This is a genomic window from Microbacterium salitolerans (assembly GCF_019720895.1).
GTDB lineage: Bacteria > Actinomycetota > Actinomycetes > Actinomycetales > Microbacteriaceae > Microbacterium.
The window spans coordinates 418479-433454 of the sequence record NZ_JAHKSH010000003.1; the positions used below are offsets into that span (position 1 = coordinate 418479).

Sequence of the window (14976 nt, forward strand, 5' to 3'; positions counted from 1 at the left end):
GTTAGTGCGGACCGGGGCCCCGTGCGAGAGGTTTCACGAGGGGTTCACACACGTCAGTCGAGTCGCCACGCCTCGACGGCGCGCTCGATGCGCGTCCGCGTCCGAGCCGGCACCCTCTCGACCAGCTCGAACGACGGATCCTTCCGGCTCTTCGCGCGGGCGCGCCAGGTCCCCACAACCGTGCCATCGACGAGGATCGCGGGGCGGAACACCCCGTTGTTCCCCGGCACGAGCGCCGCCTGCATCGCGGGGCTCGCGGTGAGCGAGCGGTCGGCGTATCCGAGGATCCACTCGTCGAACGCGGGCACGAGCGTGACGCCCGTGTCGCCGGAGACGTCTGCCTCTCCGACGATCCACGCGCGCTGCTCGCCCACCACGACCTCGGCGAGGTCGGCGCTCGCCGCGGCCTTCCGTGCCTGCGTCTTCGGCAGCTTGAGCCACCAGGCGAGGTCGGCCTCGGTCACGGGGCCGCGGGCGTCGACGAATCGGCGGGTGATGTCGACGAGCGCGTCCTCCGATGGGGTCGGCGCGTCGGTCGTGCGCGTGAAGAGCTGCTCGTCGCCGTCGAACGCGCCCCAGTGCGCGAGGCCCGCGACGGCGTGATGGAAGATCAGGTGGTACCCGCGCCCCGTCGACGTGTCGATGCCGGCCGCCTGCCAGAGGGCCAGCAGCTCGGAGCGCGTGCGCGGGCGCTCGTCGAGGGCATCGAGCAGGATCCCGCGGGCGCGGTCGAGCACGTCCTCGGGCAGACCCAGCTCGGCGCGGCGCTTCAGGGTGCTCCGGTGGATCCGCTCGCTCGTCAGCGCGAGCAGCTCGGCGAGGTGCGCGGGCGTCGTCGCGAACAGCGTGCCGCGCAGGGGCCACGAGCGCACGATCTCGCCCCGATCGAACGCCGCGCGCACGTCGTCGATCGTCGTCCCGGGCGCGGAGCGCAGCGCGATCGCCCGCAGCACCGCGGGCAGGTCCTGGCCCTGCAGCGCCACGGCGCGGTCGACGACCTGCGCGGGGGACAGCTCGGATCCGCCGAGCAGGTGCGCGTGCCAGCGGAAGCGGAGAGCGTCGCGCGTGTCCATGGAGGTCAGAGTAGGGGGCCGGAGGCGTTCGCGTGACGCCTCTGACCCTTCGTGGCGCGGCGAAGGGTCGCGCGGGTCACCGGAACGCGCGGCCGCCGCGTCGCAGTAGCGTATGCCCCATGCCGCGAGACGACGTGACGCTGACCGGGTTCCTCCGCTGCCGCGATGAGGCCGACGCGGACGTGGTCCGGCGCCACCTCCCCGAGCACATCCGCCGCACGCGGGCGGAGCCGGGCTGCGCCGCGTTCGCGGTCGAGCCGACGGCGGATCCGCTGATCTGGTCGGTCGCGGAGCGGTTCGTCGACCAGGAGGCGTTCGCCGCGCACCAGCGGCGCGTCGCCGGGAGCGAATGGGGGCGGGCGACGGCCGGGATCCCGCGGGAGTACGAGGTGCGCGGGCTTTAGAGCGCCGCCTCCACCGGCGCCGGATCCTCGACGCCGTGGCGCACGCGGCGCAGGAAGTCCATGAGCTGGACGATCTCGTCGTCGTCGAGGTCGCGGAGCATCCGGTCTTCGAGGGCGCGCACGTCCTCGCCCATCGCCTCGATCTTCTCGATGCCGGCGGGCGTGATCGAGAGCAGCAGCTGACGCCCGTGATCGGGGTTCGGCTCGCGGCGGGCGAGCCCCGCATCGACGAGCGGCGTGAGCGTCTCGGCCATCGACTGCGGGCGGACGAACGATCGCCGCGCGAGTTCGGATGACGTCAGCCCGGGTAGTCGGTGGAGCACGGTGAGCGCCGTGTACTGCCCCCAGTTGAGCCCGTGCGAGGTGACCACTTCGAAGAAGGGTCGGCGCATGCCCATCTCGAGCTGCTTGATCACGTAGATGAGGCCTCTGCTGTGGGGCATGGGCCCCTCCTTCCCTTGCCACTCGTCCTCGCGTGCCCCATCATCATAGGCATCCCTGTTTCAGGGAGCCTGATATCACCGAGGTCAAAGGAGACACGGATGACTCACCCGCTCAGCGCATCGATCGAGGAGCTGCCCGCGCTCGTCGGGCGCACGTTCGGCCCCTCGTCGTGGCGCGAGATCACGCAGGACGAGGTCACGGCGTTCGCGGATCTCACGGGAGACCGCAATCCGATCCACCTCGATGCGGAGCTCGCGGAGGCGACGCCGTTCGGCGGGACGATCGTCCACGGATACCTCACGCTCGGCCTCGTCGTGCCACTCATGGCCGAGGTCTTCCGCGTGACGGAAGTCGGCGTGGGGATCAACTACGGGCTCGATCGCCTGCGCTTTCCCGCCCCGGTCCGCGTCGGCTCCCGCGTGCGCGTCATCGGCGAGATGCTCGCGGTCGACGAGATCCCCGGCGGCTACCAGACGACCTCGCGCGTGACGTTCGAGATCGAGGGCGGATCCAAACCTGCCTGCGTCGCCGACATCCTGCTGCGGTACCTGCGGTGAGGCGCTGATGGACGGGCACTACGTCGACCTCTGGCATCGGATCGCGCGCGAGACCCCCGACCGCCCCGCTCTCGTCACGGTCGGGGAGGGGGTGATGACGTACGCGGAATTCGACGACGCGGCGGCCCGCTTCGCCGCGCTGTGCGGCGACCTCGGTATCGGGCGCGACGACAAGGTGTCGATCCTCCTGCACAACCGACCGGAATGGCTCCTGACCTTCGCGGGGTCCCTTCGGATCGGGGTCGTGCCGGTGTCGCTGAACTTCCGCTATCGGGCGCGCGAGGTCGCCGAACTGCTCGACGACTCCGACTCGTCGGCGCTCGTGTACGCGGCGAGCCTGGCCGATGTCGTGGCGGAGGCGGTGGCGCTGCTCGGTCGCCCGATCCACCTCCTGCAGGTGCCCGACGTCGAGGCCCCTCTGCTGCCGAACGCGATCGACTTCACCGACCTGCATGACAGGGATCCGCTGCCGTACGAGGACCCCGTCGACGGCGACTTCTTCATGTACACGGGCGGGACGACGGGCGCGCCGAAGGCCGCGGTGTGGAGCACGCGCCAGATGCTGACGATGCAGATCTACAACGCCTACGTCTCGTCGGGTCTGCCGATTCCCGAGACGCCCGACGACGTCGTGCGCACCGCGACCGATCCGGATCGGCAGCCGATCGTCGCGCTCGCGCTCTCGCCCTTCATGCACGGGACCGCGCTCACGACGGTCATCAACGCGCTCCTGCTGGGCGGAACCGTCGTGGTGCTGCCGACCGCGCGGTTCGATCCGCGCCGGGCGATCCGCGCGATCCGCGACGAGCGGGTCTCCCGGGTGGCCGTTGCGGGCGACGCGATCGCGCTGCCCCTGCTCGAAGCCGCCGAGGAGGAGGGGATCTCGCAGCTTCCGCACCTCGACTCGGTGCTCTCGTCGGGCATGCGGTTCAGCGACGAGGTGAAGCGTCGGATCCACGCCCTCGGCGATGTCGTCATCACCGACATCCTCGCGTCGACGGAGGGCGGCGCCGTCGCCCTCGGCATCACGCGCGCGGACGACGACCTGCCGGCGCGGTTCCGCCTCACGCCGGGAACGGTCGTCCTCGACGACGAGCTCGCGGAGGTGCAGGACGCCCCCGGATCGTCGGGGCGGATCGCGTTCACGGGCGGCATGCCGAAGGGATACTACGGGGATCCGGACAAGACCGCCGCCAACTTCGTCGAGATCCGGGGGCGGCGCCACATCATCCCCGGCGACCTCGTGCGCGTGCTCGACGACGGCGGCGTCGAGCTGCTCGGGCGCGGGGCGGCCGTCGTGAACACGGGCGGCGAGAAGGTGTTCCCCGCCGAGGTCGAGGCGTCGCTGCTGCGACATCCCGACGTGCTCGATGCCGTCGTCGTCGGCGTGCCCGACGAGCGCTGGGGCGAGGTCGTCGCGGCTGTGGTGGCGGTGACGGATCCGGGATCCGCCGACACCGCCGCGATCGTCGCGCACGTCGGCGACGAGATCGCCGGGTACAAGAAGCCGAAGCGGATCCTCGCGGTCGCCGATCTGCAGCGGAGCGGCAGCGGGAAGGTCGATCTGGCGCGGATCCGAGCCCTGTTCCGTGACGCGCAAACCGGCATTGTCGGCCCCAAGAGTTTCAGGTAGCCTGACACAACTTTCGAGGCCGCCCCATGGCGGTCCCGATGCACGATCTCAATGGCGAGATATGAGGAGGGCGACGATGTTCCCCCGAAAGAGCGTCGCGGCGACCGCGACAGCAGTGCTCATCACCGGTCTCGCGGCCGGATGCTCCGGATCCGACGGAGGATCGAGCGGCGAACCGCTCGATTCCGACGACCCCACCCCCATCACCGTCGGCACGCTCCCGGCGGGCGACTACGCGCCGCTGTACATCGCGGAGGCAGAAGGCTACTTCGACGACGAGGGGCTCGACGTCACGATCGAGACGATCGCGGGAGGCGCGGTCGGCGTCACGCAGCTCGTCTCGGACGAGCTGCAGTTCAGCGCGGCGACGTGGACGAACGTGCTCGCGGCCGTCTCGCAGGGCCTCGAGCTGCAGGTCGTGCGCGAGGGCACCGACTCCGACAAGGAGGGGATCAACGGCATCATCGCGTCAGGGGACGCCGGCATCGAGTCGGTCGAGGATCTCCGTGGCGAGACGGTCGCCGTCAACACCCTGCAGTCGGCGACCGAGCTGCAGGTGCGCGACTGCTTCGAGTCGGAAGGGCTTGCGCCGGGCGACTACGAGCTCGTCGAGGTGCCCTTCCCCGAGGTCGGCGCCGCCGTCACCCAGGGCCGCGTCGCGGCGGGCCTGGTGCCCGAGCCGTTCATCACGATCGGCGCGGCCGAGGGGCTCACGAGCATCCTCTCGCCCTCCGTCTGCAACGAGGACCAGCAGAACAGCCCGCTCATCAACTGGAACACCTCCACCGCGTACGCCGAGCAGAATCCCGAGGCGGTCGCCGCCTTCGTCCGCGCGATGGACAAGGCGACGACGCTGGCGATCGAGCATCCTGACACGGTCGTCGAGATCCTGCCCGAGTTCACGACCCTGACGCCTGAGCTCGCCGCGGAGATCGTGCTCCCGAGCTTCGTCGAGGACGGCGCCCCCGACCTCGAGGGCGCCGAGCTGACGATGGATCTCATGGTGGAGTACGGCCTGCTCGAGGAGCCGCTCGACGACCTGTCGCAGTACGCGTGGCAGGGCGAGTGACGCACGCGGGCTGACGCGCGATGACTTCGACGACGGCGCGTGCGGCGCCCCGCACGCGCCGCAGGATCGCGGTGCGCGGACTGCTCGGCCTGCTCGCGCTGTTCGTGGTCGCGGAGATCGTGTCGCGCTCGGGGATCGTCCCCGAGGCCTATCTTCCGCCGACGTCGATCGTGCTCGTGCGGGTCGGCGAGCTGCTCGTCTCCCCGGAGTTCCTCGGGTCGGTGCTCGCGACCCTCGGCGCGTGGGCGGCGGGCCTGGCGATCTGCATCGTCGTGTCCGTCGCCCTCGGCGTCGTGCTGGGATCCTCGAGTGCCGTCTACTCGGGCAGCCGCGCCGTCATCGAGTTCCTGCGCCCGATCCCGTCCGTCGCGCTCATCCCGCTCGCGATGCTCGTGCTCGGAAACGACGCCGAGATGAAGATCGCACTGATCGTGTTCTCGACGACGTGGCCCGTGCTGTTCAACACGATCTACGGCATGCACGACGTCGACCCCGTCGCGAAGCTCACGGCGCGGAGCTTCGGCCGGGGGCGCATCGCGACGCTCTTCGAGGTCTCGATCCCGAGCGCGGCGCCGTTCATCTTCACGGGGATCCGGATCGCGGCGTCGGTCGCGCTCATCGTCGCCATCAGTACGGAGCTGCTCGCCGGGGCATCGGCGGGGCTCGGGCGATGGATGCTCGACGCCAGCGCGACCGGCAACCGTCCCGACCTCGTGTACGCCGCGACGATCATCGCGGGGCTGCTCGGCCTCGCGATCAACGGGGTCCTCGTGCTCATCGAGCGGCGGTTCCTCGCCTGGCAGCCCGCGCTGCGGCAGACGGGGAGCGGATCATGACGGTCACGACGTGGTTCGGGGTCGTGCGCCCGCCGCGCCGCTCCGCGGAGGCGCGCGGCCGGCTCGGCCGGTTCGCGGTGCGCTGGGGCGCGCTGCTCGCGCTCGGCATCGTGTGGGAGGTCGCGGCCCGCGTCGCCGGCTCCCTCTACTTCCCGCCCATCTCGGAGATCATCCAGCGGTTCGCGGAGCTGTGGCTGTCGGGTCCGCCGTCGTCGCTGTTCCTCACCGAGGGCGTCGCGGCCGACATCGTCCCGAGCCTCGGGCGAATGCTCGGCGGGTGGACGGGCGCCGTCGTCCTCGGCGTGCTGCTCGGCGTCGCGATCGGCCGCAGCCGCGTGCTCGGAGACTACATCGAGCCGATCGTGCACTTCGTCCGCGCGATCCCGCCACCCGCGCTGCTGCCGATCTTCTTCATCCTGCTCGGCTTCGGCAGCGAGATGCGCGTCGCGCTCATCGCCTTCGCCGTGATCTGGCCCGTCGTGCTCAACACGATCGACGGCGTGAGATCCGTCGACAGTCTGCACCTCGACACGGGCCGCATCTTCGAGTTCGATCGGCGCCGGGTGTTCTTCGGCATCGTCCTGCCGAGCGCGTCGCCGAAGATCTTCGCCGGCATGCGCGTGAGCCTCTCTGTCGCGCTCATCGTCATGGTGATCTCGGAGATGGTCGGGCAGCAGGAGGGGATCGGATCCATCATCCTCGGCGCCCAGCGCACGTACCGAATGCTCGACATGTGGTCGGGGATCCTGCTGCTCGGGATCCTCGGATATGTGCTCAACGCGATCCTCGCGGCGGTGGAGGCGCGCGTCACGCGCTGGCATCGCGGCGCACGAGAGGGAGTGTCATGACCGATCTGATGACGATCGAGGGCCTCGGCCACGTCTACGAGGGGAAGGATCCGTTCGAGGCCATCGGACGGCTCGACTTCACGATCCCCGAGGGGGCGTTCGTGTCGATCGTCGGTCCGTCCGGGTGCGGCAAGACGACGATGCTGCGGTGCCTGTCGGGACTCATGACGCCGACCCGCGGCACCGTGACGCTGGATGGGAAGCCCCTCGACGGCGTCCCCCACGACCTCGCGCTCGTGTTCCAGGACTACAGCCGCTCGCTGTTCCCGTGGCGCACGGTCGCGGGCAACGTCGCGTTCGCGTTCCCGCGGGGGCAGGTGTCGAAGCAGGAGCGTCAGGAACGCATCGAGGAGAGCCTCGACGCCGTGGGGCTCTCGGAGGCCGCGGGCAAGTATCCCTGGCAGCTGTCGGGCGGCATGCAGCAGCGCGTCGCGATCGCACGGGCGCTCGCGTATCGCCCCCGGATCCTGCTGATGGACGAGCCGTTCGCCTCCGTCGACGCGCAGACCCGTGCCGAGCTCGAGGACCTCATGCTCGCCGTGCGCGAGCGGTTCCGCATGACGATCCTGTTCGTCACGCACGACATCGACGAGAGCGTCTACCTGGGCGACCGGGTGCTCGTGCTGTCGAAGTCGCCGTCGACGATCGTCCAGGCCGTCGACATCGACCTGCCGTCGCCACGAGACCAGGTCACGACTCGCGAGCTCGACGCGTTCGTCCACCTCCGCGGCGCCATCGCCCGGATGATCCGGGACGGTGGCGCCGCGCCTACGCCTTCACCGTGATGAGCGGGATCGGGAAGTGCGACGCGCGCAGCGGATCGAGCGTCGAATCGGTGATGCCGGCGGTGAACTTCTCGAAGTCGAACACCTGGAACAGCGCCTCGCGCCCGAACTTGGAGCTGTCGGCGACGAGGAACGCCTCGCGCGTGATCGACAGCATCGTGCGCTTGAGCTCGACCTCGTAACTCGAGGCGTTGTACACGCCGTCGTCGTCGACGGTGTCGGCTCCGAATACGGCGACGTCGACGCGGAGGTGCGTGAGCTGCTCGACCGCGGTCGGGCCCCACATCGTGTAGACGTTCGGGAGGAGCTCGCCGCCGATGAACATGAGGTGCATGCCCGGCTTGTTCGCGATCTCGAGCCCGATGCGCAGGTCGTTCGTGACGACCGTGAGGCGTGAACGGCGCAGGTGCTTCGCGACCTCGAGCGTCGTGGACCCGCTGTCGAGCAGCACGGTCTGCCCCTCGAGGATCCGATCTGCCATCGCCCGCCCGATCGCGGCCTTCTCGCGCTGATGGAGGGTCTCCTTCATCGCGTAGGGCGTGTCGGCCGTCTGGGTCGGATACGCGCCGCCATGGGTGCGCTGCACGAGGTCCATACCCTCGAGGCGGTCGAGCGTGCGCCGCACCGTCGACGGCGTGACGCCGACGTGCGCGGCGAGATCCTTCACCGACGTGTAGCCGTTCTGCTGCAGCAGATCGATGATCTCGGCATCGTGTGCCATAGCGGATCCCCCTTGATATCGACCATCCCTCCTGGCGAACCTAACACGCAAGGAGGACGCGGTTTCGCGCACTCAGTGTGCGTATTCGCGCAAGAATGCACGAACGATGCGCGAAAAGGGCTTGTTTGATGCGCGTTTACTGCGCTAGTGTCCCCGCCAGGCGGCACCGAGACGGCCCGTGGACGCGAGCTGTCACCGCCGATTCGCCCGTCACGGGCCAGCACAAAGGAGTGTTCATGAAGCGGAACAGCATCGTGCGGCTGGGAGTCGCACTCGGCGCGGTCGGCCTCCTTGCCGGCTGCAGCACCGTCGGCGGAGGCGGCGCGCAGGGCGGCGACCCCGACGGCGGGGAAGCCCTCGCGCCCGAGGACATGACGATGGTCACCGTCGTCAAAGTGCAGGGGGTCGGGTGGTTCGACCGCATGGAGATCGGCGTGCAGGAGTTCGCCGAGGAATCGGGCGTCGACGCCCGGCAGGAGGGGGCGGACGACGCGAGCCCGGAGAAGCAGGTTCAGATCATCCAGGACCTCATCCCGCAGGCGCCGACGGCCATCACCGTGGTGCCGAACTCGCCGGAGGCGCTCTCGTCCGTGCTCGGACAGGCACAGGCGCAGGGCATCATCACGGTCGCGCACGAGGCGGCGGGCATCGAGAACGTCGACGTCGACATCGAGGCGTTCGACAACATCTCCTACGGAGAGCTGATCATGGAGAACCTCGCCGAGTGCATGGACGAGGAGGGGCAGTACATCTCGTTCGTCGGCGGACTCACGGCGAAGACGCACATGGACTGGGTGCAGGGGGCGCAGGATCTGCAGCTCGCCGAATACCCCGACATGGAGCGCGTCGAGGACCCGGTCGAGTCGAAGGAGGACGAGAACGTCGCGTACCAGCGCACGAAGGAGTTGCTCGCGAAGCACCCTGATCTCACGGGCATCCAGGGATCCGCAGGAACCGACGTCGCGGGCGCCGCACGCGCCGTCGAGGAGGCCGGCCTGACCGACGAGGTGTGCGTCATGGGCACGAGCATCCCGTCGGTCGCTCGGGAGTACGTGATGGACGGATCCATCGACAAGATCTTCTTCTGGGATCCGGCCGCCGCCGGGAAGGCGCAGCTGAAGATCGCCCAGCTCCTCGCGGAGGGCGAGGAGATCGCGGAGGGAACGGACCTCGGCATCGAGGGCTATGAATCGCTCTCGAAGCTCGACGGCTTCGACAACGTCTTCGTCGGCGACGCGGCCGTCGTCCTCGACGAGTCCACGATCGACGACTACGACTTCTGATCCCTTCCGGCGGCGGGCGCGATGAGGCGCCCGCCGCCCCGACCCCTGGGCGGAACCATGGCCGAGACACCGGAGACGGCGCGCGGAGAGATCGTGCTCGAGGCGCGCCGCATCACGAAGACCTACGGAGGCGTGCGAGCTCTCGACGACGTCTCGCTCGTGCTGCGCGCGGGCGAGGTGCACAGCCTCGCGGGCGAGAACGGGAGCGGGAAGTCGACGCTCATCAAGATCATCTCCGGCGCAGAGGCGCCGGACGCGGGCGAGCTCGTCATCGCGGGTGAGCGCCACACGCGCATGTCGCCGGCGCGCGCGATCCACGCCGGCGTTCAGGTGATCTACCAGGACTTCTCGCTGTTCCCGAACCTCACGGTCGGCGAGAACATCGTCCTCACGCGCGCCGTCGCCCGGCGGCAGCGCGTGTTCTCGGCACGTGCATCGCGGCCGCTCGCCGAGCAGATCGTCGCGGAGCTCGGCCTCGACCTGGACCTCGACGCCGATGTCGAGAAGCTCTCGGTCGCCGACCGGCAGCTCACCGCCATCTGCCGCGCGCTCGTCAACGAGGCGCGCGTGATCTTCATGGACGAGCCCACGACGGCGCTCACCCATTCGGAGGTCGAGCGGCTGTTCGCGATCGTCCGGCGGCTGCAGGACCGGGGCGTCGCGGTCGTGATCGTGAGCCACAAGCTCGAGGAGATGTTCGCGCTGTCGCAGCGCATCACGGTTCTCCGGAACGGACGCGCTGTCGCATCGGAGGCGTCCGACGCCTTCGACCGTCACCGCCTCATCCACGACATGACGGGGAAGGAGCTCGACGAGTCTCGGCGCGTGTCCGCGATCGGCGGCGACGGATCCGCGCTCCTCGACGTCGAGGGCCTCGGCGTCGAGGGGGCCTTCCAGGACGTGTCCTTCGGCCTGCGGGCGGGGGAGATCCTCGGGATCACGGGGCTGCTGGGATCGGGGCGCAGCGAGATCGTCGAATCGATCTTCGGCGTCATCTCCGCCGACCGAGGACGGATCCGCGTCGCGGGAGCGGACACGGCGATCCGCTCGATCCGCGACGCCATCCGCGCCGGGATCGGCTACGTGCCGGAGGACCGCCTGACGCAGGGCCTGTTCCTCGAGAAGCCGATCGCCGACAACATCATCGCGTCGTCGCTCGGCCGGATGAAGCGATGGGGGATCTTCCTCGACCGCGCGCGGATCAGCGAGACGATCGGTGCGCTGTTCGTGCGGCTCCGGATCAAGGCTCCGAGCGTCCAGGCGCCCGTGCGGTCGCTGTCGGGCGGCAACGCGCAGCGTGTCGTCCTCGCGAAGTGGCTGGCGAGCCGGCCGCGGATCCTCATGCTGAACGGTCCGACCGTCGGCGTCGACGTCGGCTCGAAGGGCGAGATCCTCGACATCCTGCGGCAGGAGGCGGCGGAGGGCATGGGGGTGATCGTCGTGTCGGACGACGTGCCGGAGCTCGTCGCCGTCTGCCACCGCGTGCTCGTCGTGCGCGGCGGGCGCATCGTCCAGGAGGTCGCCGGCGACGGCGTGGACGCCGATCGGATCCAGGAGGCGATGGCCGCATGAGCGCTCGACGAACGGGATCCGGCGGTCTCCTCCAGACGCTGCGCGGGCCGAACGGGGAGGGCGTGCTCGCCCTCATCATCATCGTGCTCGTCGTCGTGATGGCGATTCTCAGCCCGGCCTTCTTCGACGTGCGCACGCTGTTCTCGATCCTGCGCAGCGTGATCGTTCCCCTGATCTTCGCGCTCGCGGTCCTGCTGATCATCATCTCGGGCGGAATCGACGTGTCCTTCGCGGCGATCGCCGTCTTCGCGGGCTACACGACGGTGTTCCTGCTCACGCAGGGCAGCCTCGACCCGGGGCTCATCGTCATCATGCTGCTGGCGATCGTGATCGGCGCGGCGCTCGGGGCGGTGAACGGCATCGTGATCGCACGCTTCCGATTGCCGACCCTGATCGTGACGCTCGGAACGCAGGGGATCTTCAAGGGCGTGCTGCTCGCGTACGTGGGCTCGAGGTACATCGCCGAGATCCCGGACAGCCTCGCCTCCCTCTCGACGGCGTACATCATCTCGATCGAGAGCGCGAAGGCGTACCTCCACGTGCTCGTGATCCCCGCAGCCCTGCTGGCCGTCGGCATGTGGGCGCTCCTGACGCGCACGATGTTCGGTCGCGGCGTCTATGCGATCGGCGGCGACGCCGAGTCCGCGCGTCGGGCGGGGATCCCCGTCATGCGGTACCAGGTGATGCTCTACATGCTCGCGGGGATGCTGGCCGCAACGGGCGGCATCTTCTACGTGATCCTCAACAGGAACGCGGATCCGCAGGTGCTCGTCGGCGACGAGCTCGACATCATCGCCGCCGTGGTGCTGGGCGGCGCATCGATCTTCGGCGGTCGCGGGTCGGTGCTCGGCACGGTGCTCGGCGTCTTCCTCGTGCAGCTCATCAACAACAGCCTCCTGCTGCTCGGCGTGCCGACGGCCTGGCAGCGCACAGCGGTCGGGCTCCTGCTCGTCATCGGCGTCGGAGTGCAGGCGATCTCGGCCCGGCGTCAGGCGAAGCGCGTGAAGGCGAATGACGAGGCGATCGACATCGACGCGAAGGAGGTGGCCTCGTGACCGATACGCGCACGATTCTGACCGAGGCGAATGGGCAGGTGGACTCGTGGTGGGCGCGCACGCTGGCGCGGATCCACGTGCAGCGCAGCACGGGCCGGATGGTGGTCCTCCTCGTCGCGGCGTTCGCGATCTTCACCATCCTCAGCCCCCAGGTCTTCCTCAATCCGCTCAACCTGCAGAACATCGCCCTGGCGTCTCCCGAGGTCGGGGTCCTCGCGATCGCAATGATGCTCGCGATGCTCACCGGGGGAATCGATCTCTCGCTCGTCTCGATCGCGAATCTCTCGGCGATCACCATCAGCACCGTCTTCACGGCGGTCGCGGCGACGGACGTCGCGATGGCCGAGTCGCTCGGCGGCGCGATGGTCCTCCTCGGCGTCGCCGTCGGCGCGGCCGCGGGCCTCGTCAACGGGATCCTGATCAGCGTCGTCGGCATCACGCCGATCCTCGCGACGCTCGCGACGATGCAGATCTTCAACGGGCTCGCCGTGGTCTGGACGGGCGGCAGCACGCTCTACGGGTCGCCGGCCTCGCTGACGACGCTCGGGATCAGCGCGATCGCGGGCATCCCGGTCATCTTCCTCCTGTTCCTCGGGGTCGCCGTGGTGATCGCGATCATCGTGTCGCGCACGCCTCTCGGGCGGCGCGTGCAGCTGCTCGGTGCGAACGAGCAGGCGGCGAAGTACAGCGGAATCAGACGCGCCCCCGTGCTGATGAGCACCTACCTCCTCACGGGAACCCTGGGCGGGATCGCGGGAGTGCTGTTCCTGTCGCGCAACCCCACGGCGAGCGCCGACTACGGATCCTCGTACGTGCTGCTCGTGATCGTGATCGCCGTCCTCGGCGGGACGAACCCGGCGGGCGGCTTCGCGACCGTGGCGGGCGTCGTGCTCGCCACCGTCACCCTCCAGATCGTGCAGAGCGGATTCACGGCCGTGCGCCTGTCGTCGTACGAGTACGCGATCGCGCAGGGCGTCATCCTCCTCGCCGTCATGATCCTCGACCAGGTGCGATTCCGCCGGCGACGGACGCGCACGAGACCACCCCAGAAGGAAGGCGTTCCGGCATGAAGAAGATCATCAACGACCCCCAGCGCTTCGTTGACGAGATGATCGAGGGCATCACGCTCGCGCATCCCGACCTCGTGAAGACCCCCGGCGACGATCCGCGGATCCTCGTCCGGGCCGATGCGCCGGTCGCCGGCCGCGTCGGCATCGTGACGGGCGGCGGATCCGGGCATCTGCCGCTCTTCAAGGGCTACGTCGGCGAGGGGCTGTGCTCGGGCGTCGCGATCGGCAACGTCTTCTCCTCACCGTCCGGCGACCAGTGCTTCGCCGCGACCCAGGCCGTCGACGGCGGCGCCGGCGTGCTCCACCTCTACGGCAACTACGGCGGGGACGTGCTGAACTTCGGGCTCGCCGCCGATATGGCCGACCTCGAGGGGATCGAGGTGCGCACCGTGCTGGGGCGCGACGACGTCGCGAGCCAGCCGAAGGAGCGCCGGCATGATCGGCGTGGGGTCGCGGGGATCTTCTTCGCCTACAAGGGGGCGGGGGCGGCAGCCGAGCGCGGCGACGATCTCGAGACGGTCGCCGCGGTCGCGGAGGACATCGTCGAGCACACGGCGACGATGGGCATCGGGCTGTCGCCGATGATCTTCCCGGCAACCGGGCAGCCGAGCTTCGACCTCCAGGACGGCGAGATGGAGATCGGCATCGGGATCCACGGGGAGCCGGGGATCCATCGGGGACCGCTCGAGACGGCCGACGAGGTCGCGGAGCATCTCGTCGGCCCCATCATCGCGGACCTCGGGCTCACATCGGGCGATCGCATCGCGGTGCTCGTCAACGGTCTCGGTGCGACGCCGCTCGAGGAGCTGTACGTGATCTCTCGCCGCGTCCACCAGATCGCCGTCGAGCGCGGACTCCGCATCGAGCGGACGTACGTCGGCGAATATGCGACGAGCCTCGAGATGGCCGGGGCGTCGGTCTCCTTCCTGGCACTCGACGACGACCGCCTCGCGCTCCTGAACGCGCCCGCACGATCCCCGTTCTTCCTGGAGGCCTGATTCGGAATGCACGCGAACCAACTGGCGACGGCGCTGGCCGCCGCGCTCACAGAGCTGAAGACGCACGCCGACGAGCTGCGCGACCTCGACCAGGCGCTCGGCGACGGCGACCTCGGCATCACGGTCTCGCTCGGCGCCGACGCCGTCGTCGCGGCGCTCGCGGAGCTGCCGGAGGAGGCGACGCCGACCGAGGTGATCCGCACGTGCGCGCGGGCGTTCGCGAACGCCAACCCGTCCACGATGGCGGCGCTGGTCGCCGGAGGGCTGCTGGCGGGATCCCGCGTGTGGGACGACGCCGACGACATCACCGTCGCGCTCGCAGGGGCGTTCGCTCGCGCGGCGGCCGAGAACATCGGGAAGCGCGGGAAGTCGGCCGTGGGCGACAAGACGATCCTCGACGCGCTCGCTCCCGCGGCGTCTGCGCTCGAGAACGCGCCCGGAGGCGCGGGTGCGGCCCTGGACGCGGCGATCGCCGCCGCCGAGAAGGGCGTCGTCGACACCCGTGACATGCAGTCCCAGCGCGGTCGTGCGTCGTGGCTGCAGGAACGGAGCATCGGTCTGCAGGATCCGGGTGCGACCGCCATGTGGCGGTTCCTGGAGTCATGGAAGCGCGCGAACGCGTGAGAAG

At 69.7% G+C, this 14976-nt stretch carries 16 protein-coding genes; 13 read left to right on the forward strand and 3 right to left on the reverse strand.

All coding sequences use genetic code 11. From position 1 onward, the window contains the following. Positions 1-53: 53 nt before the first annotated feature. Complete coding sequence (locus KOL93_RS08495) at positions 54-1073, reverse strand: winged helix DNA-binding domain-containing protein (RefSeq protein ID WP_221584905.1); 1020 nt, start codon at positions 1071-1073, stop codon at positions 54-56. Positions 1074-1192: 119 nt separating this feature from the next. Between KOL93_RS08495 and KOL93_RS08500 the strand changes: the two genes are divergently transcribed. Then, positions 1193-1477: a putative quinol monooxygenase gene (locus tag KOL93_RS08500; RefSeq protein ID WP_221584906.1), complete on the forward strand. Its 285-nt coding sequence runs from the start codon at positions 1193-1195 to the stop codon at positions 1475-1477. Here KOL93_RS08500 and KOL93_RS08505 read toward each other — a convergent pair. Next, positions 1474-1920, reverse strand: a complete 447-nt coding sequence (locus KOL93_RS08505; RefSeq protein ID WP_221584907.1) for a MarR family winged helix-turn-helix transcriptional regulator — start codon at positions 1918-1920, stop codon at positions 1474-1476. The two genes, KOL93_RS08500 and KOL93_RS08505, sit on opposite strands and share 4 nt — an antisense overlap. Positions 1921-2019: 99 nt before the next feature. Between KOL93_RS08505 and KOL93_RS08510 the strand changes: the two genes are divergently transcribed. From KOL93_RS08510 to KOL93_RS08535, 6 genes are all read left to right on the forward strand, one after another. After that, positions 2020-2478 (forward strand): MaoC family dehydratase, encoded by a 459-nt coding sequence (locus tag KOL93_RS08510; RefSeq protein ID WP_221584908.1) that lies wholly within the window; start codon positions 2020-2022, stop codon positions 2476-2478. Between the two features lie 7 nt (positions 2479-2485). Then, positions 2486-4111 (forward strand): AMP-binding protein, encoded by a 1626-nt coding sequence (locus KOL93_RS08515; RefSeq protein ID WP_221584909.1) that lies wholly within the window; start codon positions 2486-2488, stop codon positions 4109-4111. 76 nt (positions 4112-4187) lie between these two features. Then, on the forward strand, positions 4188-5180 hold the full coding sequence (locus KOL93_RS08520) for an ABC transporter substrate-binding protein (protein WP_221584910.1): 993 nt from the start codon (positions 4188-4190) through the stop codon (positions 5178-5180). Between the two features lie 20 nt (positions 5181-5200). Continuing rightward, entirely contained in the window at positions 5201-6016 is an 816-nt protein-coding gene (locus KOL93_RS08525) for an ABC transporter permease (protein ID WP_221584911.1), read from the forward strand. After that, positions 6013-6864, forward strand: a complete 852-nt coding sequence (locus KOL93_RS08530; protein WP_221584912.1) for an ABC transporter permease — start codon at positions 6013-6015, stop codon at positions 6862-6864. The genes KOL93_RS08525 and KOL93_RS08530 overlap by 4 nt, the downstream gene beginning before the upstream one ends. After that, positions 6861-7649 (forward strand): ABC transporter ATP-binding protein, encoded by a 789-nt coding sequence (locus KOL93_RS08535; RefSeq protein WP_221584913.1) that lies wholly within the window; start codon positions 6861-6863, stop codon positions 7647-7649. Before KOL93_RS08530 ends, KOL93_RS08535 begins: the two co-directional genes overlap by 4 nt. Here the strand turns inward: KOL93_RS08535 and KOL93_RS08540 are convergent. After that, positions 7633-8370 (reverse strand): DeoR/GlpR family DNA-binding transcription regulator, encoded by a 738-nt coding sequence (locus tag KOL93_RS08540; protein WP_221584914.1) that lies wholly within the window; start codon positions 8368-8370, stop codon positions 7633-7635. The two genes, KOL93_RS08535 and KOL93_RS08540, sit on opposite strands and share 17 nt — an antisense overlap. A 236-nt stretch (positions 8371-8606) precedes the next feature. Between KOL93_RS08540 and KOL93_RS08545 the strand changes: the two genes are divergently transcribed. From KOL93_RS08545 to KOL93_RS08570, 6 genes are read left to right on the forward strand one after another with little or no spacing between them, the layout of a single operon-like run. Continuing rightward, positions 8607-9653, forward strand: coding sequence for an autoinducer 2 ABC transporter substrate-binding protein (locus KOL93_RS08545; RefSeq protein WP_221584915.1), 1047 nt, complete (start codon positions 8607-8609; stop codon positions 9651-9653). A 57-nt stretch (positions 9654-9710) separates the two neighbouring features. Further along, the gene (locus tag KOL93_RS08550; protein ID WP_221584916.1) at positions 9711-11225 is read left to right on the forward strand and encodes a sugar ABC transporter ATP-binding protein; all 1515 of its coding nucleotides are present in this window, start codon (positions 9711-9713) and stop codon (positions 11223-11225) included. Continuing rightward, positions 11222-12280 (forward strand): ABC transporter permease, encoded by a 1059-nt coding sequence (locus KOL93_RS08555; protein ID WP_221584917.1) that lies wholly within the window; start codon positions 11222-11224, stop codon positions 12278-12280. The genes KOL93_RS08550 and KOL93_RS08555 overlap by 4 nt, the downstream gene beginning before the upstream one ends. Continuing rightward, positions 12277-13350 (forward strand): ABC transporter permease, encoded by a 1074-nt coding sequence (locus tag KOL93_RS08560; protein WP_308291584.1) that lies wholly within the window; start codon positions 12277-12279, stop codon positions 13348-13350. The genes KOL93_RS08555 and KOL93_RS08560 overlap by 4 nt, the downstream gene beginning before the upstream one ends. Continuing rightward, positions 13347-14348, forward strand: a complete 1002-nt coding sequence (locus KOL93_RS08565; RefSeq protein ID WP_221584918.1) for a dihydroxyacetone kinase subunit DhaK — start codon at positions 13347-13349, stop codon at positions 14346-14348. Before KOL93_RS08560 ends, KOL93_RS08565 begins: the two co-directional genes overlap by 4 nt. Positions 14349-14354: 6 nt before the next feature. Beyond that, a complete protein-coding gene (locus tag KOL93_RS08570; protein WP_221584919.1) occupies positions 14355-14972 on the forward strand; it encodes a DAK2 domain-containing protein in 618 nt (205 codons plus the stop codon). Positions 14973-14976 lie beyond the last annotated feature (4 nt).